Below are 18,859 nucleotides of genomic sequence, written 5' to 3' on the forward strand. Positions count from 1 at the left end.
ATTGTAATTATTTAATAATCAGATCAAAGTGATAAATAGAGTAATAAAATTTCTGATAGAAAATAAGTTGGTAGCAATGCTACTACTAATGCTTTTTGTAGTATGGGGGACCATTCATGCACCATTTAATTGGGAAATAGGAGGATTGCCCAGAAATCCTGTTGCCGTAGATGCGATTCCTGATATTGGTGAGAACCAACAAATTGTTTTTACAAAATGGGAAGGACGTAGCCCACAGGATATCGAGGATCAAATTACATACCCACTTACAACTTCTTTATTAGGTATTTCGGGAGTTCGTACCATTCGAAGTTCTTCGATGTTTGGCTTTTCTAGTATTTACATCATTTTTGAAGAAGGGGTAGAATTCTACTGGTCAAGAAGCCGAATTTTAGAAAAGTTAAATTCTCTTCCGACAGGGTTACTTCCGCAGGGAGTAAACCCATCACTTGGCCCTGATGCAACAGGATTGGGACAAATATTTTGGTATACATTAGAAGGACGTGATGAAAATGGTAACGTTACCGGGGGGTGGGACTTACACGAACTAAGAAGTATACAAGATTATTACGTAAAGTATACACTTTCTTCGGCCTCTGGTGTTTCAGAAGTGGCCTCTATTGGAGGTTATGTACAAGAATATCAAATTGATGTCGATCCAGAACTAATACGACAATACAATATTAGTTTGCGCGATATTGTAACAGCTGTAAAGCAATCCAATCAGGACATAGGAGCACAGACCTTAGAAATCAATCAGGCAGAATACCTGGTAAGAGGGCTGGGGTATATAAAATCTATTGCTGATATAGAAAACGCAGTGGTCAGGGCAGAAGAGTATACTGCTATTCGAATCAAAGACGTTGCTCGTGTGCGTCTGGGACCCGCTACACGTCGTGGTATACTGGATAAAGAAGGGGCAGAAGTAGTAGGAGGAGTGGTAGTAGCCAGATATGGAGCAAATCCTTTAGAAGTTATCAATAATGTTAAAGACCAGATAACAGCACTTTCATCTGGCCTGCCTACAAAACAACTGGCAGATGGTCGTATTTCGAAAGTTACTATTGTGCCTTTTTATGATCGAACAGAGCTGATACAAGAAACCTTAGGGACACTTAACGAAGCGCTTACACTCGAAATATTGATCACCATATTGGTTATTATTGTCATGTTATTCAATCTACGAGCATCAATATTGATTTCTGGATTATTGCCTGTAGCAGTATTAATGGTATTTATTGCTATGAAATTATTTGGGGTTGATGCCAATATTGTTGCGTTATCTGGTATTGCCATTGCTATAGGTACTATGGTAGATGTAGGAGTGATTTTGTCTGAGAATATTATTCGGCATTTGGATGAAAACAAAAAACAATTGCCTATTAATAATGTCGTATATCATGCTACTACCGAAGTTTCTGGAGCGATACTAACCGCCGTACTTACTACGATTATTAGCTTTATACCTGTTTTTACAATGATAGGTGCCGAAGGAAAATTATTTCGTCCGTTGGCATTTACCAAAACAATGGCACTTACAGCTTCTATAATTGTAGCTCTATTTTTGATACCTCCCTTTGCTGCCTTCTTGTTTAAAAAACAAAATATAAAGAAGGTATATAGATATGTTATCAATGTAGCCTTGATAATCTTAGGTTTTTTGGCTGTGATAACAGGATATTGGCTGGGGTTAGTACTAGTTGGTTTTGGTTTTTTGGCCATCCTTCGATTAAGAGACTCACTTTTACAAAAGGAATACAACCTCGCAGCCATCGTGATTTCTACTATCACAATAGTCTTTCTGCTGGCCATATATTGGAGGCCATTAGGTTTTGATCGTAATATTTTGATGAATCTCTCTTTTGTGGGAATCATCTGCTTTGGACTTTTAGGCACTTTTTGGGGATTTAGAATGTACTATATCCAAATTTTGCGATGGGCACTACAAAACAAGATGCTATTTCTCTCGATTCCTACCATTATTATTTTTTGCGGTATACTTATTTTACGCAATACGGGTAAAGAGTTTATGCCCTCTCTTAATGAAGGTTCCTTTCTTTTAATGCCGACATCGATGCCTCATGCTGGGGTAGAAGAAAACAAACGTGTATTGCAACAATTGGACATGGCCGTCGCCAGTATCCCAGAAGTTGAAACCGTAGTGGGAAAAGCTGGAAGAACCGAATCGGCATTGGACCCGGCACCATTATCAATGTATGAAAATGTGATACAATACAGATCAGAATACCAGTTGGGAGTTAGTGGCAAACCTCAACGTTTTCGTATCAATGATGATGGTTTTTTCGAATTGAAAAACGGAAAAGTGGTTGCCAATCCCAATATCGATTTTAGAAATGAAAACAACTATGCAGAGAAACGTGTTTTTGACCCGTATCGTGTAGATCGAAATCAATTAATTGAAGATGAAGATGGAGTTTATTTTAGAAATTGGCGCCCCGAGATACAATCTGCAGATGATATTTGGAACGAAATTGTAAGCGCTACCAAGTTACCAGGAGTAACATCTGCACCAAAATTACAACCCATAGAGACTCGTCTTGTGATGTTGCAAACAGGAATGCGCGCTCCAATGGGTATAAAAGTAAAGGGGCAAAATCTTCAGGAAATAGAAGCCTTTGGTAAGCAACTAGAAAATGTTTTAAAAACTGTAGAAGGTGTAAAAGAGCAGGCTGTTTTTGCAGATCGTATTGTAGGGAAACCATATTTGTTAATCGATATCGATCGAGAAAAACTAGCACGTTACGGGATTACGATTAAAGATGTGCAGCAGGTCATTGCTATTGCCGTGGGCGGAATGCCATTAACCCAAACAATAGAAGGTCGTGAGCGATATGCAGTTAGAGTGCGCTACCCAAGAGAACTTAGGAACAATCCAGATGATTTAAAAAACATGTATATACCTGTATCCAAAGGAAACCAGGTACCACTTAGTGAATTGGTGAATATTCGCTATGAACAAGGCCCACAAGTCATTAAAAGTGAAGACACTTTTCTGGTAGGATATGTATTGTTTGACAAGTTAGATGGTTTTGCAGAAGTAGATGTTGTAGAAAATGCACAGGCGGTCATTGAAGCTAAGATGCATAGTGGCGAACTGGTAGTTCCCAAAGGGGTTAATTATACCTTTACCGGAACGTATGAAAATCAATTACGAGCAGACAAAACCTTATCTATAGTAGTCCCTCTGGTGCTAATCATTATCTTTTTGATCCTGTATTTTCAATTTAGAAGTGTGGCTACCTCACTTATGGTATTTACAGGAATAGCTGTTGCTTTTGCGGGAGGTTTTATAATGATTTGGTTATATGGACAGGACTGGTTTCTAAATTTCAATTTTTTTGGTGAAAACCTAAGAAACTTATTTCAAATACATACGATCAATTTGAGTGTAGCCGTTTGGGTTGGTTTTATAGCGCTTTTTGGGATTGCTACAGACGATGGTGTGGTAATGGCAACCTACCTAAATCAGGCTTTTGATAGAAATAAACCGTCAGATTTAAAAGCAATTCGTGAAGCTGTGATTCAGGCAGGAGAAAAACGTATTCGCCCTTGTTTGATGACCACAGCAACCACAATTTTGGCGTTGTTGCCAATTTTGACTGCTACAGGTCGGGGTAGTGATATTATGATCCCGATGGCCATCCCAAGTTTTGGAGGAATGCTTGTCGCACTGATTACCTTATTTGTAGTACCGGTGTTGTTTGCGTGGCAAAAAGAAGTGCAACTTAAAAAAGTAAGCCAATGAAACGGTCTTTAAAAAAAATAGAAAACGTGAAGAATATAAAAATTATGATTGGTTTTTTGTTGGTTTCTTTTTTTGCAAAAGGACAACAACTACAGTCCTATATTCAGGAAGCCCAGTCAAATAATCCGAAGATTAAGGCGTATGAATTACGCTATGATATTGCTCAGGAAAAGATAAGCGAAGGTAATCGGATACCTAATACAGAGTTTGGGGTTGGATATTTTATAAGTGAACCCGAAACAAGAACGGGAGCACAGGTAGCACGTTTTTCGGTAAAGCAGATGTTACCTTGGTTTGGAACCGTTTCAGCAAGACAAAAGTATGCTACAGCAATGGCTCAAACTGAGTATGTAGATTATGTGGTTGCCAAACGAAAGCTTGGCCTTATAGTAGCACAATCCTATTATAAGCTACACAGTTTACAGGAAAAACAAAACATAGTGGATAAGAATATCCAATTACTTAAGACCTATGAAAAGTTGGCATTACAATCGATAGAAGTAGCCAAAGCAAGTGCCATAGATGTATTGCGGCTGCAAATACGTCAAAATGAGTTACTACAGCAAAAAGAAATACTGCAAGAACAGTTCATAGCAGAGCAAGCTAATTTTAATAGTTTATTAAATCGAGATACTAATTTGAGCTTGCCTAAAATACCAAAAATGGAGTTGCCCAACGCAGACCTTATTACTATGGATAGTCTTCAACTTAATCCAGAGTTACTTCGTTATGATAAGATGTATGAATCGGTGATACAAGCAGAGTTACTCAACCAAAAAGAGAGTGCACCAGTATTTGGTGTCGGATTGGATTATATACCTGTTCAAGCACATTCTCAACAAGAACATCAACATCATTCTAACGTTGCTGATAATGGTAAAGATGTTGTAATGCCCATGGTCTCGCTTTCGATTCCTCTTTTCAACAAAAGATATAATTCTAGAACCAAACAAAATGAGCTTCGCAAACAGGAAATAAACTTACAAAAGCAAGAGCGACTCAATGGATTAAAATCTGCTCTTGCAAAAGCCGTTTCGCAACGCAACAAAGCTCGTATTACTTTTAATTCTCAAACAAAAAATTTAAAGCAAGCAAAAGATGCAGAACAAATTCTAATTAAAAATTATGAAACAGGCACCATTGATTTTAATGATGTGCTGGACATTCAGGAATTACAATTAAAATTTGAACTTAATCAAATTCAATCAGTGCAGCTATACCACATGCAATCTGCGATGATTAATTATATCATAAATAAGTAAAACTTAAATCAATGAACACAAAAATCAAAACTTTAGTAGCAATAGCCTTTATGGGAACTCTATTACTAGTGATATCTTGTAAAGACAAAGAAACGCATAATACTAACCAACAGACAGAAACGGTAAAAAAGCAAGGAAAAGAATATTCTTCTGCTTATGTATGTCCAATGCATTGTCAAGGTAGTGGTAGTGAACATGAAGGAACATGTCCCAAATGTGAAATGACCTATGTAATTAATAAAGATTATATAAAAGATGAACACCAACACTAATCGGATATATTAGATATTTCTATTTGTAGATTAGAATTTTATTCTGAAGGTATGCTATATACCAACCAAAATGGATTTTCTATTGTATAAAGAGGTTTAAAATAAAAGGATAACATAGTAAAGTAAAAGAGATGAAACATACATATCATATCCAGGGAATGACCTGTAATGGTTGTCGAAGTCATGTAGAAGATACATTGTCAAAACTAAGTAATGTAAAGAGTATTTCTGTAGATTTATTAAAAGAAGAGGCTATTATCGAAATGGAAAGGCATATTCCTGTAATGACATTACAAGAAGCTATATCCGATAAATATAGAATCACAGAAAAAAGACAATACGAAAAGGTAAAATCAGAGACTCAAAAATCCAAATTACAACAGCTTAAACCATTATCATTAATTCTGTTTTATATAACGGTTGCAAGCATTTTACTACATAAGGACGATTTTGATGTTTCAGAAATGATGTTGGATTTTATGGGACTATTCTATATTGTCTTTAGTTTCTTTAAGTTATTGGATTTAAAAGGGTTTCCGAAGAGTTTTAGAATGTATGATCCTTTGGCTGGAGTAGTTCCTGTATATGCATGGATATATCCTTTTATAGAAATAGCATTGGGATTGATGTTTTTGATGCGATTTAAAATCCAGATTGCATTGATAATTACCCTCTTTATACTAGGAGCGACTACTTTTGGAGTTGTGAGAGTATTATTAGATAAAAAACCAATGCAATGTGCCTGTTTAGGGACTGCGTTAAAATTACCTATGACAGAAGCTACATTTATAGAAAATGCAATTATGATAGTAATGGCTATCGTAATGTTTCTAAACTTTTAAAAAATAGAAAATGGTAAACAGACATACAGCAAAATGGATTAGAAAATCACATCGGTATTTAGGAGTATTTCTAGGAATTCAATTTATAATGTGGACCGTTAGCGGATTATATTTTAGTTGGACAGATATTGATGAAATTCATGGAGATCATTTCAAAAAAACTGAAGTGTCTAAGGCAAAATTCTCTAACCTTTTGGGTACAGACAGTCTTATGTTACAAGAACCTATATCATCTTTACAATTGTTAGAAATTGCTACGCAACCTTATTATTGGATAAATGATACCGAGTTGTTTAATGCTAAAACAGGAAAAAGAAAACCAGGTATTTCTAAAGAAGAAGCTTTGGGGGTGGCCGCTCGTTATATGTTGCCAGAACTTAAGGTAGAACATATAAAGCAGATTGATAGTGTAGGAGATCATCATGAGTATAGAGGCAGACCCTTACCCGCTTATGAAATAAGTTATACAACCAACGAAAATGTAAAGGCTTATGTGGCTATAGCAAACGGTGCTTTTCAAACCGTACGACATCGCAATTGGCGTTGGTTTGATTTTTTATGGATGACTCATACCATGGATTATAATACTCGTGATGATTTTAATACCACGATTTTAAGAGCCTTTTCGCTCTTAGGTTTGATAACCGTGTTAAGCGGTTTTGTATTATGGTACATTTCTTCTCCTTCTATGATAAAAATGAAGAAACGATTCGGGAAGAAAAATATTAAAAATTCAAACAGATGAAAAAAAATAGCATTTATACCGTTGTTGCGGCTCTGGGAGGGCTCTTAATAGGATATTTGATCTTTGGGCAAAATACTAATCATACAGATGGAGCAGTAACTCATGAGCATTCTCGAGATGTGGAGAATGAAAAATGGACTTGTTCAATGCATCCGCAGATTATGCAATCTGAATCTGGAGATTGTCCTATTTGTGGTATGGATCTAATTCCTGCCGAAACCATAACAGAAGGGGTATCTCCAAAACAGTTCAAAATGACAGAAAATGCTATGGCATTGGCAAATATCCAAACTACCGTGGTAGGTACTATGGGTAAAGATTTAGAAAATAAGATTTCTCTTTCAGGTAAAATTACTGCCAATCAAGAAGCAATGACAGTACAAGCCAGTTATTTTGAAGGACGTATAGAACGCTTAAATGTAAATTATCAGGGGCAAGAAATACAAAAAGGACAATTAATAGCAACGATCTATTCACCAGAATTGGTAGCGGCGCAACAAGAATTACTAACTGCTGCATCCTTAAAAACATCACAACTACAATTGTATCAAGCCGTACGTACCAAATTAAAGCTTTGGAAACTGTCTGAAAAACAAATAAGTGCGATAGAAAACTCAGGAAAAATTACAGAAAATTTTCCGGTGTATGCAACAGTTTCGGGAACCGTTTCTGAAGTAATGACTGCCGAAGGCAATTATGTAAAAAAAGGACAACCCATTGCAAAACTAGGTAATTTAAAAACGGTGTGGGCTGTGTTTGATGCCTACGAAAATCAATTGTCTCAGTTTAAAAAAGGACAAAAACTAAGCATTACTACCAATGCCTATCCCAATAAAACGTTTCCATCGGTTATTTCATTTATTAACCCAGTTCTTAATGATACCAAACGTATTGTAGAAATACGCGCTACATTAAACAATCAGCAAAACCTTTTTAAACCAGGAATGTTTGTTGCTGCAAAAATAGACGTCGATCATAAGATAATGACACAAGAACAATTAGTCGTTCCAGAAAGCGCTGTGTTATGGACCGGTAAGCGTTCTTTGGTATATGTCAAAATAAATGCTTCGGCACCCATTTTTGAAATGCGTGAAGTGGTATTAGGTGATAGGAAAGGTAAAATGATTGGTATTCATTCTGGATTGAATCCGGGAGAAGAAATAGTAACAAATGGTACTTTTACGGTAGATGCTGCAGCACAATTACAGGGAAAAAAGAGTATGATGAGTATGTCAGACACAATGACAAGAAGGGATGATGAGAATAGTATGAAAATGCAACATACTCAAAGCACTGCGATATTAGAGCATGAGAAGAACTCTACACTAACTACCGTTTTTAAGAACGATTTCGAAAAAATGTTACTAACCTATTATGATATGAAAGATGCCTTTGTTGCGGGAGCATCGGTATTAGTTGCTCAAAAAGCAAAAAATATAGTAAACCAACTCAAAGAAATAGATCATACCGGTTTGGGTACAATAGAAGTAGATTATATTACAAAATCCATTACGCTGCTAGAAAATATATCAAATACCAGTGATATTGCACAAAAACGTGAACAATTTGTACTATTTAATCAAAATATAGTGGCTATTGTATCTAATATAAGATCATTAAAAAGTAAAATTTACATTCAGCAATGCCCAATGGCAAATAATAATAAAGGAGCGGTTTGGTTAAGTACAAAAAAAGAAATACGTAACCCCTATTATGGAGATGCCATGCTGAGGTGTGGAAGCATTATACAAACCCTTGAATAAGGCCTTATAGCATAGTTTTTAGTCAAAACTGACCATATTATTCAGACTAAATCTATTTAATAACGAATTTGATCATTTTTTTAGGAAATGATAACTAAAATTAGTAATATTTGTAGAGAAAATGAAACCCAATAGTATACATATCACCCCAGCACAACTGTTTGGTCTGTGCGATTATAGATGGATTACTGAATTAGTAATGCATAAAAGGGCGCTGTGTGACTATTTTGATCATTTTTTGAAATGATAAAATTAGAAACAAAGATATAAAGCGAGCGTCCAAGAAATTGGACGCTTTTTTTTGGTCATTACTTATATAAGTATAAAAAATGAATCGAAAAAGTGTAATGGTAATACCATTTATATTTTGAATTTACTGGAAAAGAAAATTAAGATTTTTTTGTTTCAGTGAAGAAGAAAAATCAAGCATAGCAGGGCTACGGTTTATTTTTATTATGAAACTGAGGTAAAAAAAGAACATTTTATTCCGGTAGATTTAAAGTGTAAATGGTATAAATCATAAATTGTTATAAAAAGCATCAAAATTGAAAAGGTATAATCAGTTAATCTGAAAAAAAATATAAAATTTTTTAATCAAATGAGTAGAAGTTTAAAGTACATAAAATGGTAGAGTTTGAAAGCTAAGTATATGAGCAATAGTTGATTGCCAAAATGCCCAAAATCCGTAGTAAAACGGACAGGGATTTCTATGCTTAATTTTTAACTTAACTATTTGATTATCAATAAATTATTATTAAAAAATACTTGCGTAATTCAGAAAAAATTCGCATATTTGTACCATAATTAACAATCAAAAAAAACTAACAATGAAGTACTATAATTTATATAACAAGGAGCAGGAGACCAAAGGGGATCTGCTAGCCGATTTATTCGGAAGCATCCTTGGTATGGGATTATACACTTTTGTTGTTAACCCTCTCCCAAAAATGATAACGAATACTATAAGCCGTAAAAAGCTTGAACCGATGGTTCGTTTCATTTTTAAAAAGCCCACTGATGTTGTAATTAAATTCGATCACACTGTTCATAAGTCTTGCATGTCGTAAGCTTTAGAAGAGTGATCGTAAAGGATCAAGGTTTGGCTCTTGGGCTAGATCTGTAAAATAGCAAGGTACTATACTGTATATCTTGGGGCATACGTAAATTCTAATTTGTAATACTACAAATCAGAGAAACACCAAAGAATATACGATAGACTACGCTATCTAACAATCCTTTATGATATCGTAATACCAGTTATTGTTTGAATTTGTTAAAAAGAAAGCGATGATTTTTTTCTTTATATGAATTCGAAAATTAAAGCATAGCCTTTGCTACGGTTTCATTTTATAATGAAATAGAAAGGAAAAAGGGGTGTTTTGTTGCAATAAATTCAAATTATAAATGGTATCACATGATTACGGTCATCTCTAGTTCATATTTTCTATATCGATAGCTGCCTTTTTGGTAACTACTTGGTTTTTAAGAGTGTTTTTTCTTGAAATCTAGGAAGTCTATAGGTCAACAATCCGGATACGTTCGTGCCAATTACTAGTGTTGGTACTGACCTGACTTCGCGTAGAAAATATGGAGACCGATCCCATATATCCAAACAACAGTTTGCCACTACCCCAAAGGGGAAAGTAAGGTAGTACAAACTGTATAGGATAACACTTTCCCAAAAACTGAAGGACCATTTCCCGTAGGTGCTTGGTATGTAGATACATACTGATCTGGGGTTAGATACCTATGGGCATACCCCAAATAAGGAAAACAAAAAAATCAATTCAACAATGAAAAACTTAAAATATATATTCGCACTAGTTCTACTCTTATCTGTCAACTTCACGGCTTGTACTCCCGATGATATTACCGACGCAGACCCTCCTACTACCGAAATTCATGCTGGTAGAGGTGGTCAGGATGGAGTTGGTGATGATGATGACTAAAGTAACTGTTTAATTTAGTACTTTTGAGGGATGAAACAATGGACTGTTACATCCCTCTCTCTTTTCATAATATTATTGATCTATGTATCCTGTGATACAAATAATAATGGTCATGATCTTTCTATACAACATCAAAAACACCTTGATTCTTTAAATACTTATTATGATGTTGCCTCTAATAAATCGAATGGTAGTGAGGAAAAACTAGAAGCTCTTTCTAGATTTATAAAAGGTTCTGAAGAGTTGGGCTTAGATTCGTTACAATACAAGGGGCTAATATTACAAACCAAACTCCTCAATAAATATGGAGATACAGAAAAAGCGATAGAACAATCAAATATCTTATTGAAGATTGCTACAAAAAATAAGGATAGTATCCTTATAGGTAGGGCATATTATAAGTTGGGAATTTATAATAAAAGCTTAGATAAGTCCTTAGAAGGATTTGATTTTTTAAACCAGTCTTTTAAAATTCGTAGAAATATAAAAGACAGCATCAATGCAGGCAAATCTTTGATGGCAATGTCGAATGTACAAAGAATCTTAGGCGATTATAACGCCAGTAAAACGACCGCTACCGATGGGTTAACCTATATCGAAAATTCATCAGAATATCGATTAATATCGGGTTTATATCAAAACATTTCTATTGCCTTTTATGAGCTTAAGAATTATAAAGAAGCGTTGGTGTGGAATGATAAAATTATGCATCTTTTAAATGATTCTGTTGCAAGAAATGATATTCGACTTACCAACATTCCTATTTTTAAAAATACCAGGGCAACTATTTTATCAGAGCAAAAAAAGTATCAAGAGAGTATTGCTATCTTGAAAACAGTGTTAAGCGATAAAGAATTTGCCGAAGATACTAGAAGATATCCAATGATTCTTAGTAATCTGGCCTATATCAAGTTTCTAGAGAACCCTGATAATCCAGAAAGTGAAAACATGTTTTTAGAAGCGCTTCGCATTCGTGAAGAGGAGGAAGACGAGTTTGGGATTTATCGAACCAATGTAGATATTTCTCGCTATTATAAATATAAAGATATTGAGAAAGCACGCTACCACGCCTATGAAGCGTATGAATATGTAAAAGGTTCGGGGGATTATGAGGCGTTGATCGAGATCTTGACCCATATCACTGCACTGGACCCAGAATCTCTAGAGCATCACCAATGTTTTAAAGATGCGAGTCTTAAACTCATACAACTTAGAGAAAAGACCCGTGAGATTTATGCCCCCACTCGTTTCGAGAATGAAAACCTGCTTAAAGAAAACGAAGAAAAAAACAGGAAAATTGCCAAAGTACGTAACCAAAATACCATCTTCTTATTAGGGATACTCCTCTTGCTTATTAGTATTGGCTTTGCAGTATACTTTTTTAGACAACGTACCAAATATTTGAGTCAGCAAAATAAAATAGTACAGTTTCAGGCCAGTTATGAAACAGAAACACGTATCTCTAAACGTTTGCACGATGAATTAGGGAATGACATTTTTCAGGTAATGTTGCAATACCAAAATGATCCTCATGATCCAAATATTAAGGAAAAACTAAATAGTACCTATAACAAAGCACGAGACATTTCTCGAGAAAATAATGAGTTTGATACCGAAGAAACTTATGCAGAAGAACTGCATAATATGCTAGAAAATTATGCGAAAAATGGGATTCGATTAATCGTAATTGGATTTAAGAATATACCATGGAGCCATTTTGATAAAACAGTAAAAATTACAGTGTATCGGGTATTGCAAGAATTAATGACCAATATGCAGAAACACAGCAAGGCTAGCTTGGTAAAATTGGTATTTTCGAACGCAGTAGATACCTTAAAAATAACCTATTCTGATAATGGGGTAGGAATGGTCAAGGAGCATATAACATCAAAAAATGGACTACGCAATACAGAAAAGCGTATTCAGGCAATAGAAGGAACCCTTATCTTTGACGCAGAAAAAGACAAAGGTTTTAAAGCCGAGATACAAATTCCTAATTAAAAAATTAGTAAAATGTTTACGAAAGTATTGGTGGCAGAAGATTATGAAATTGCCAATCAAGGTATTATCAGAATATTAAACGACGAGATAGGTATAGCTACCATTCATGAAGCAAAATATTGTGACGATGCTTACTTAAAATTTAGAAAAGCATATAATGAGCAACAGCCATTTCAATTATTAATAACAGATCTTTCTTTTAGAGAAGATCACAAAGTGCAAACCAGAACTTCGGGTATTGAATTGATAGAGGATGTTAGAAAAACACAAACAGATATCAAGGTAATTGTATATTCTCAAGAGAACCGCCCCGATAAAATTAATATGTTGTTTGACAAACATAAAATAGATGGGTATGTCTGTAAAGGTCAGAATGCGGTTAAAGAATTAATAGCTTGTGTAGAAGGGGTGTATAATAACAATACTGTTTTCCCACCAGAATTAACCAATACCTCGGCAGATAATTTGATGGTCCATTTAGACGATCTGGATATGATCTTGTTAGAAGAACTGGCGCAAGGGTTTACCAAAAAAGAAATTTGTTCTAAACTTAAAAAGCAAAAAATAACGCCTAACAGTGAGAGCTCTATCGATAAAAGAGTGAGTAAGCTTTTTGATAGTTTTAAGGCAAAAAATACAACACATCTGGTAGCCATCGTAAAAGACCTGGGGATATTATAGTGTTGCAAATATTTATTTTCACTAGTAAATTCAACATTATTTTTAAATAATTTCATCCTATAACTCCTGTAAAAAGAGGGAGATTAACATTTTTTTTGAAAAAAAAGAGGCTCATTACAGAAATCTGTAAGGACATGTGTTTTAGTCAGCATATGTTTGTACCGAAAAATTAAACGAACAGGGTACAAACTAACTAGCGAGCTAAGATGATACATGACGATCAAACCATCATAACTGGAATCATTGACGGAGACGAAAGAATACTAACCTGTTTTTACAGGGAAAACATACGTTATATACAGGGGTATATTCTTCGTAATTATGGAAATTCAGAAGATGTAGAAGACATTTTTCAAGATGCTTTGGTGGTATTGTATCAAAAACTAAGAGCTGGTATTTTAGAACTAAGAGTACCGATAAGGACGTATTTTTATGGGATTTGTAAAAATCTTTGGAGAAATCGATTAAGAAAAAAGAAAAATTTGTTGTTAGATGATAAAGAACATCGTTTTGAAGAAGAGGCCAATGATTCTGTTATCAATACGATCGAAAATCAGGAACGAGAGCACTTATACCGAAAGTATTTTCTGAAACTTAGTGCCAATAATAGAAGAATATTAGGTCTTTTTTTTGAAGGAAGGTCGATGAGAGAAATTTCAGAAATCACAGGGTATTCTGAAGACTATGCAAGAAAAAAGAAGTATGAAGCCAAAAGGCAATTACTGAGTATGATCGAAAAAGACCCAATGTACGATGAACTAAAAGTTGTTTGCTAAAATAGTAGCAACTGTTTTTTTGATAGCTATCTTCTAGAATATCTATTCCTAGATCAAAATCTCATAATTATTTATAAGGTCTTGTTTATATGATTTACTGATATTGACATGTTTGTTGTTTTCTAATAAAATAAGATTGTCAGATAGAAAGACGCGTTGTATTTTTTTAAGATTTACAATATGATTTCTGTGTACTCTTATGAAGTTAGCAGATGAAATCTTTGTCATCATTTGTTTTAAAGACAGCTGTACTGTAAAATTTTCGTTTTGGATATGAATATTACAATACCTTCCTTCTACCGTTATATAGAATATATCACTTTCTTCAACTTTAACAAGTACATTGTTTTTTTTGATAAAGAAGCTTTTATTATAGTGAATAAAAGGATACTCATCTTTTACAAAAGTATTTACTTCGCCAGCAAATTTTTCTATAGCTAACTCTAAGGCGTATTTTAGCTCTAGCTCATTATATGGTTTTAACAGATAGCTGTATGGATTTGTAATTTTTGCATTCTCAAAAATAATTCTTGAGGTCGAACTAGTAAGAAAAAGAAAAGGCCTAAGCGTTGTTTTATTCTTTACAATTGTTTCTGCGAATACAATCCCATCGGGAACATTATTCAAAAAAATATCAATGATTACTATATCTATATTTTGTGAATAATAGATCCCTAAAGCTTCTTTTAGGGTCTGCGCAATCGCAGTTACTTCAAAGTTGTTTGTTTCCAAACACGTTTTTATTTTTTGAGCCTCGTTGTGATTATCTTCTATAACTAAAACTTGAATTTTTGACATATTAATTGGTGTATATAGGTAAGTGAATTTTTATGATTGTTCCTTGATTTTTTTTACTTTCTATAGTTAGTTGAGCATTGTTTTTGACTAGTAGCTTTTTACAAAGCTGTAATCCTAATCCGGTACTATTTTTTTTGTTATGTGTTCCTTTTACGACTTTATCGCTACTTAAAATTGTCTGTATGGTTTCTTGATCCATACCCACTCCATGATCTTTTATCGTTAGTTCGCAAGTGTTGGATGTTTTGTTTATTAAAGCTGCAATATCTATTGTTCCCATAGTATGAGAGTATTTTATACCGTTGTCTATTAGATTGTGAAAGATTATTTTAAGCGTATTTAAGTCGGCTTTTACAAAAATTTCTTTGGGTATAGTATTGATAAGAGTAAGGTTTTTAAACCGAGTTGCAGCATCAAAATTGTAGGTTACCTGATCAATAATAGATTTTAAATGAATGCTTTCTAAAGTATAAAAAAACTGATCATTTTGCGCCAATGCCCAATGCAGTAAATTATTTACAAAATGATAGGTGTTACTAGTAATTGAAAGACCGCCTGTAAGTTGGTTTTGCAATTTTTGTAAATACCCCTTAGAGAATGTTTCGATGAGTTCTTCATGTAAGGTTTTAAGAGTATACATAGGAGTTCTAAGATCATGAGCAACGATGGCCAGCAATTCATTTTTGGTATGATTCGATTGCAGTAGGTGTTTGTTTTTTTTGGTTAGTGTTTTATTTTTTTTTAACAAGTTGAGTAGATAAATTAAGTTTACTATGGTTATGAAAGAGAAAAATATGATGGTGAATACTAGTGTATTCGAGCACCCTAATTTTTCTATAAATGAGAGCTTTAAAATGTGAAAAATGCATATACCAAACAATCTCACATTTTAACTTTATATGGAATATGACTAAGAACTATTGTCCGGGGTCACTTCCGTTTATGTTCTTGTTTTCTTTTGGTTTTTCTACTAGTAGATCTTTTACTACTCATTTTATAAGTCGAGTTTTATTTTCATGGTTATTTAATTTATCTGCAATGATTATATGATAGTTACAAAAATTTGTAGAATGATTAATCAATAATGCATTCTATCCTTCTTGCCATAAGTGTGTTATACTTTTTTAGAGTATTGCTCTAAACAAAGTTTAAGTATTTAAATACAAGGCAAGTAACAAATACTAGCAGGAAGTTTAATCTTTATATGATTTCAGGAAAGTTGTTCAATAGTGTTATTTATTAGTCGTGTTTTACGTTTTTTTAAGTTGGTTTTGATCGTAGTACGAGTACTCCTTACTCAAAAATAGGAAAATAATTACGGGAATTCATGCGTATAATTCCCCGTTTGTAATTATTTAACATTATGTATTTGGTTATGTTTATTATTGAAAATATAATGGTTTGGATAAAAAACAAGGATTCTTTTATTTTTTCATAACTGTCATTTTTTGACACGTTGGAAACTTGAATTATTAATTTTTGAGAACCATTAATGGATTTTGTCAATTCTTTATGACCTCAAAATAACGCCTTATGACATCAATAAGGCTTCTTATGTCATTTCTATCAATTTTCGTGTATACCCTAGCCTACATTTGGATCAACAAACCAAGTAAATAAAGGCTATAAATGAAATTTACATTACAACAGATACGAGACGTTTTAGCAAAAAAAGAATACCAGTATTTGGATGATGATAGGGCTGTAAACATAATTGGTATCCGAAGCACTAACGAAATTGCTAATTCTTTTGATGATTGGTTATACCTAATCTATAAGGATGAAAATCAAAATACTGAGGTTCATGAATTTCCTATTACTACAGATCCAGGCGCCTACTGGCTAAAAAACCCATCAAATATTAATGGTACTGCAATATTGGTACCAGGACAATATAAGGATGCATATCGAATAGGATTGCACCGGGGTAAGTATGAGGCTTTAAAACAGCACAAACCGGTAAAAGTATGGAGAGATAACACAAGGGATACCATATTGGATAAGGAAGGAAAGGTATACGAGGGAATTTTTGGAATTAATATTCATCGTAGTAATGCCCGTACAGAGTCATCGATAGTAGAAAAGTGGTCGGCAGGTTGCCAGGTATTTAAAAGGGTATCAGATTTTAGTTTTCTAATGCTTATCTGTAAAAGATCGGGCTACAAAAATTTTACCTACACCCTATTAGAAGAAACAGATTTTACAGATAACAATGTTAATGATTTCAAAAACAGGTAGTTGTTCGGTTTTTGTTAGCCCCCTGAATATGAGGTAGTGTATTTAATAAATCAACTTAATAAGATTACAAATGCTTATAAAAAAAGAAAAAATTAAAATGAGTAAGAAAACTACTCTCAAAAAGTTTGAGCCGCATTGGGTTATCCAACGGGTACCAGAAATGGTATATGAAATTGTAATTAGTAAAGAGGATATTCTTAAAGCTGTAATTACTCCTGGAGTTACCATTGGAGTGTCTGGATATTGTTTTGCGATCAATAAAAACTCAATAAGCCTGTGTAACATAAAAGATAAGAGTATCAACAGTACATTGACCTATGAATTTGCTGCTTTAAAAAGACTAGATGGTACACATAGTTCTGTAATCACGGTCAAAAATAGCATACTGCCACCTTATACCAAAAATGGACTAGGTAATCTTCTCATGGATGCTTTTATCCTGATGGTACAAAACACAAAAATTGATCATATCCTATTATCATCTGCAAACCCTGATACCGATAATGTTTTTTGGTTAGAGTACGGATTAAAAAGAGGCCAATTAACTAATGTATCGGCAATAGCATTGCAACCTGATGATCGAAAAATATTACAATTAGTAAAAGAATAATAAGCATATGAAGATTAAAAGTAGCATTCTAAAAATAGTTAGTGATTCCAGAGCCAAACTAAAAAGATGGTTAGGAAAAACGGATAGTAAAGGTTTGCCAAGAGAACTTAGGTTAAGCATAGAAAAGCTTTCGGGAATGTCCATGCACGATGTAACCGTACATTATAATTCTGATAAACCTGCTTTGATTCAGGCTCATGCCTATGCACAAGGTACAGAAATATATCTGGCACCGGGGCAAGAAAGATACCTTCCTCATGAAGCCTGGCATATTGTACAACAGAAGCAAGGAAGGGTAGCTCCGTTGTTTATTCTTAACGGAAAGTTTCATATAAATGATGATATTGAATTGGAAGCTGAAGCTGATATGATGGGGGCAAAAGCTCAGCAATTAATGGAACGCTACAAAAAGCATAAAAAGAAATTTCCGCTCTTTCCTGGTAACAAAAGACTTCACTAATTAAAAAAAACAACAGCTATCAAATGTTGATAGTGATTTCATAAAAAAAACTGCTAAAAGGTTTAGCAGCTGGTGATAAACAATATAAACATGTTTGTCATAATTAGTAACCATTTTAAACTAAGAACTATGTGGTGTAGAGTAACAATTACATATGGAGCAATCAACTGGTCAAAGAGGTACAAGCGTCAATATTCAGCTCATGATCATGGTGTTTCCCAGCAATTTAATCAGGATGCCTTGGCACGATCACTAGAGTATATCAATAATAGCTTGCCACAAAACTATGAGGGGCCAACACCTGTAACACAAAACTTATTAGGCATGAGCAATCAAGCTGATCAGTTATCAAATGACCCTGGACCAGGATACTCAGAAATTTAATAAAGATGAGTAATGGGTGATGAATGACGTTACTATATCAAGTTGTCATGGGTTGGGTATAGTAACAAAGACCACCAGGAGGGTAGGCCTGGTGGTCTAGTATTAATTGATTGAACAAGTAATAAAAGAAGATAATCTAATATACTTAAAGAAGAAGAATAGGGCAGTAGGACAATGAACCACAGCAAACAAATGTGTGTTTTTATAAGAATTTGGTAACAGGTCAAAACATTATAACCTGCAACCATGTCGATATAGATGATGTATGTTATACCTGTGTAGAAAATTGTTCGGATGTCCAAACACTATACA

16 protein-coding genes are annotated in these 18,859 nt (G+C 34.1%); 14 read left to right on the top strand and 2 right to left on the bottom strand.

The annotated features are described in order from the left end of the window. Nucleotides 1-28 precede the first annotated feature (28 nt). The 10 genes from ABW636_RS04755 (at nt 29) to ABW636_RS04800 (ending at nt 14,057) form a co-directional block, all read left to right on the top strand. Nucleotides 29-3,766, top strand: a complete 3,738-nt coding sequence (locus ABW636_RS04755) for an efflux RND transporter permease subunit (protein WP_367588801.1) — start codon at nt 29-31, stop codon at nt 3,764-3,766. Then, nucleotides 3,763-5,028, top strand: a complete 1,266-nt coding sequence (locus tag ABW636_RS04760; RefSeq protein ID WP_445012677.1) for a TolC family protein — start codon at nt 3,763-3,765, stop codon at nt 5,026-5,028. The genes ABW636_RS04755 and ABW636_RS04760 overlap by 4 nt, the downstream gene beginning before the upstream one ends. Nucleotides 5,029-5,039: 11 nt before the next feature. Then, on the top strand, nt 5,040-5,300 hold the full coding sequence (locus ABW636_RS04765; RefSeq protein WP_367588802.1) for a heavy metal-binding domain-containing protein: 261 nt from the start codon (nt 5,040-5,042) through the stop codon (nt 5,298-5,300). 131 nt (nt 5,301-5,431) lie between these two features. Continuing rightward, a complete protein-coding gene (locus ABW636_RS04770; protein WP_367588803.1) occupies nt 5,432-6,142 on the top strand; it encodes a MauE/DoxX family redox-associated membrane protein in 711 nt (236 codons plus the stop codon). 10 nt (nt 6,143-6,152) lie between these two features. Continuing rightward, nucleotides 6,153-6,887, top strand: coding sequence for a PepSY-associated transmembrane domain-containing protein (locus ABW636_RS04775; protein ID WP_367588804.1), 735 nt, complete (start codon nt 6,153-6,155; stop codon nt 6,885-6,887). Next, the gene (locus ABW636_RS04780; protein ID WP_367588805.1) at nt 6,884-8,650 is read left to right on the top strand and encodes an efflux RND transporter periplasmic adaptor subunit; all 1,767 of its coding nucleotides are present in this window, start codon (nt 6,884-6,886) and stop codon (nt 8,648-8,650) included. Before ABW636_RS04775 ends, ABW636_RS04780 begins: the two co-directional genes overlap by 4 nt. A 1,793-nt stretch (nt 8,651-10,443) precedes the next feature. Next, the gene (locus tag ABW636_RS04785) at nt 10,444-10,599 is read left to right on the top strand and encodes a hypothetical protein (protein ID WP_367588806.1); all 156 of its coding nucleotides are present in this window, start codon (nt 10,444-10,446) and stop codon (nt 10,597-10,599) included. 30 nt (nt 10,600-10,629) lie between these two features. Next, on the top strand, nt 10,630-12,600 hold the full coding sequence (locus tag ABW636_RS04790; RefSeq protein WP_367588807.1) for a sensor histidine kinase: 1,971 nt from the start codon (nt 10,630-10,632) through the stop codon (nt 12,598-12,600). Nucleotides 12,601-12,612: 12 nt separating this feature from the next. Then, nucleotides 12,613-13,281 carry a DNA-binding response regulator gene (locus ABW636_RS04795; protein WP_367588808.1) on the top strand — a complete coding sequence of 223 codons (669 nt, stop codon included), beginning with the start codon at nt 12,613-12,615 and terminating at the stop codon, nt 13,279-13,281. A 206-nt stretch (nt 13,282-13,487) separates the two neighbouring features. Then, nucleotides 13,488-14,057 (top strand): RNA polymerase sigma factor, encoded by a 570-nt coding sequence (locus ABW636_RS04800; protein ID WP_367588809.1) that lies wholly within the window; start codon nt 13,488-13,490, stop codon nt 14,055-14,057. A gap of 48 nt (nt 14,058-14,105) precedes the next feature. Here the strand turns inward: ABW636_RS04800 and ABW636_RS04805 are convergent, their stop codons facing one another. After that, nucleotides 14,106-14,855 (bottom strand): LytR/AlgR family response regulator transcription factor, encoded by a 750-nt coding sequence (locus ABW636_RS04805; RefSeq protein WP_367588810.1) that lies wholly within the window; start codon nt 14,853-14,855, stop codon nt 14,106-14,108. Between the two features lies 1 nt (nt 14,856). Continuing rightward, the gene (locus tag ABW636_RS04810; RefSeq protein WP_367588811.1) at nt 14,857-15,603 is read right to left on the bottom strand and encodes a sensor histidine kinase; all 747 of its coding nucleotides are present in this window, start codon (nt 15,601-15,603) and stop codon (nt 14,857-14,859) included. Between the two features lie 881 nt (nt 15,604-16,484). On the opposite strand from ABW636_RS04810, the gene ABW636_RS04815 reads away from it, so the two are divergent. The 4 genes from ABW636_RS04815 (at nt 16,485) to ABW636_RS04830 (ending at nt 18,547) form a co-directional block, all read left to right on the top strand. Next, a complete protein-coding gene (locus ABW636_RS04815; RefSeq protein WP_367588812.1) occupies nt 16,485-17,093 on the top strand; it encodes a hypothetical protein in 609 nt (202 codons plus the stop codon). A 97-nt stretch (nt 17,094-17,190) separates the two neighbouring features. Then, complete coding sequence (locus ABW636_RS04820) at nt 17,191-17,703, top strand: hypothetical protein (RefSeq protein ID WP_367588813.1); 513 nt, start codon at nt 17,191-17,193, stop codon at nt 17,701-17,703. A gap of 7 nt (nt 17,704-17,710) precedes the next feature. Continuing rightward, nucleotides 17,711-18,163, top strand: coding sequence for an eCIS core domain-containing protein (locus ABW636_RS04825; protein ID WP_367588814.1), 453 nt, complete (start codon nt 17,711-17,713; stop codon nt 18,161-18,163). A 90-nt stretch (nt 18,164-18,253) separates the two neighbouring features. Beyond that, entirely contained in the window at nt 18,254-18,547 is a 294-nt protein-coding gene (locus ABW636_RS04830) for a hypothetical protein (RefSeq protein WP_367588815.1), read from the top strand. Nucleotides 18,548-18,859: the final 312 nt, after the last annotated feature.

The sequence above is a fragment of the Aquimarina discodermiae genome (genome assembly GCF_040786235.1).
Classification (GTDB): domain Bacteria; phylum Bacteroidota; class Bacteroidia; order Flavobacteriales; family Flavobacteriaceae; genus Aquimarina.

What these genes read in the sequence shown, in the direction of transcription:
- ABW636_RS04760 (WP_445012677.1), top strand. Translation starts at nt 3,763, where the DNA reads ATGAAACGGTCTTTAAAAAAAATAGAAAACGTGAAGAATATAAAAATT.
- ABW636_RS04765 (WP_367588802.1), top strand. Translation starts at nt 5,040, where the DNA reads ATGAACACAAAAATCAAAACTTTAGTAGCAATAGCCTTTATGGGAACT.
- ABW636_RS04770 (WP_367588803.1), top strand. Translation starts at nt 5,432, where the DNA reads ATGAAACATACATATCATATCCAGGGAATGACCTGTAATGGTTGTCGA.
- ABW636_RS04775 (WP_367588804.1), top strand. Translation starts at nt 6,153, where the DNA reads ATGGTAAACAGACATACAGCAAAATGGATTAGAAAATCACATCGGTAT.
- ABW636_RS04780 (WP_367588805.1), top strand. Translation starts at nt 6,884, where the DNA reads ATGAAAAAAAATAGCATTTATACCGTTGTTGCGGCTCTGGGAGGGCTC.
- ABW636_RS04785 (WP_367588806.1), top strand. Translation starts at nt 10,444, where the DNA reads ATGAAAAACTTAAAATATATATTCGCACTAGTTCTACTCTTATCTGTC.
- ABW636_RS04790 (WP_367588807.1), top strand. Translation starts at nt 10,630, where the DNA reads ATGAAACAATGGACTGTTACATCCCTCTCTCTTTTCATAATATTATTG.
- ABW636_RS04795 (WP_367588808.1), top strand. Translation starts at nt 12,613, where the DNA reads ATGTTTACGAAAGTATTGGTGGCAGAAGATTATGAAATTGCCAATCAA.
- ABW636_RS04800 (WP_367588809.1), top strand. Translation starts at nt 13,488, where the DNA reads ATGATACATGACGATCAAACCATCATAACTGGAATCATTGACGGAGAC.
- ABW636_RS04805 (WP_367588810.1), bottom strand. Translation starts at nt 14,855, where the DNA reads ATGTCAAAAATTCAAGTTTTAGTTATAGAAGATAATCACAACGAGGCT.
- ABW636_RS04815 (WP_367588812.1), top strand. Translation starts at nt 16,485, where the DNA reads ATGAAATTTACATTACAACAGATACGAGACGTTTTAGCAAAAAAAGAA.
- ABW636_RS04820 (WP_367588813.1), top strand. Translation starts at nt 17,191, where the DNA reads ATGAGTAAGAAAACTACTCTCAAAAAGTTTGAGCCGCATTGGGTTATC.
- ABW636_RS04825 (WP_367588814.1), top strand. Translation starts at nt 17,711, where the DNA reads ATGAAGATTAAAAGTAGCATTCTAAAAATAGTTAGTGATTCCAGAGCC.
- ABW636_RS04830 (WP_367588815.1), top strand. Translation starts at nt 18,254, where the DNA reads ATGTTTGTCATAATTAGTAACCATTTTAAACTAAGAACTATGTGGTGT.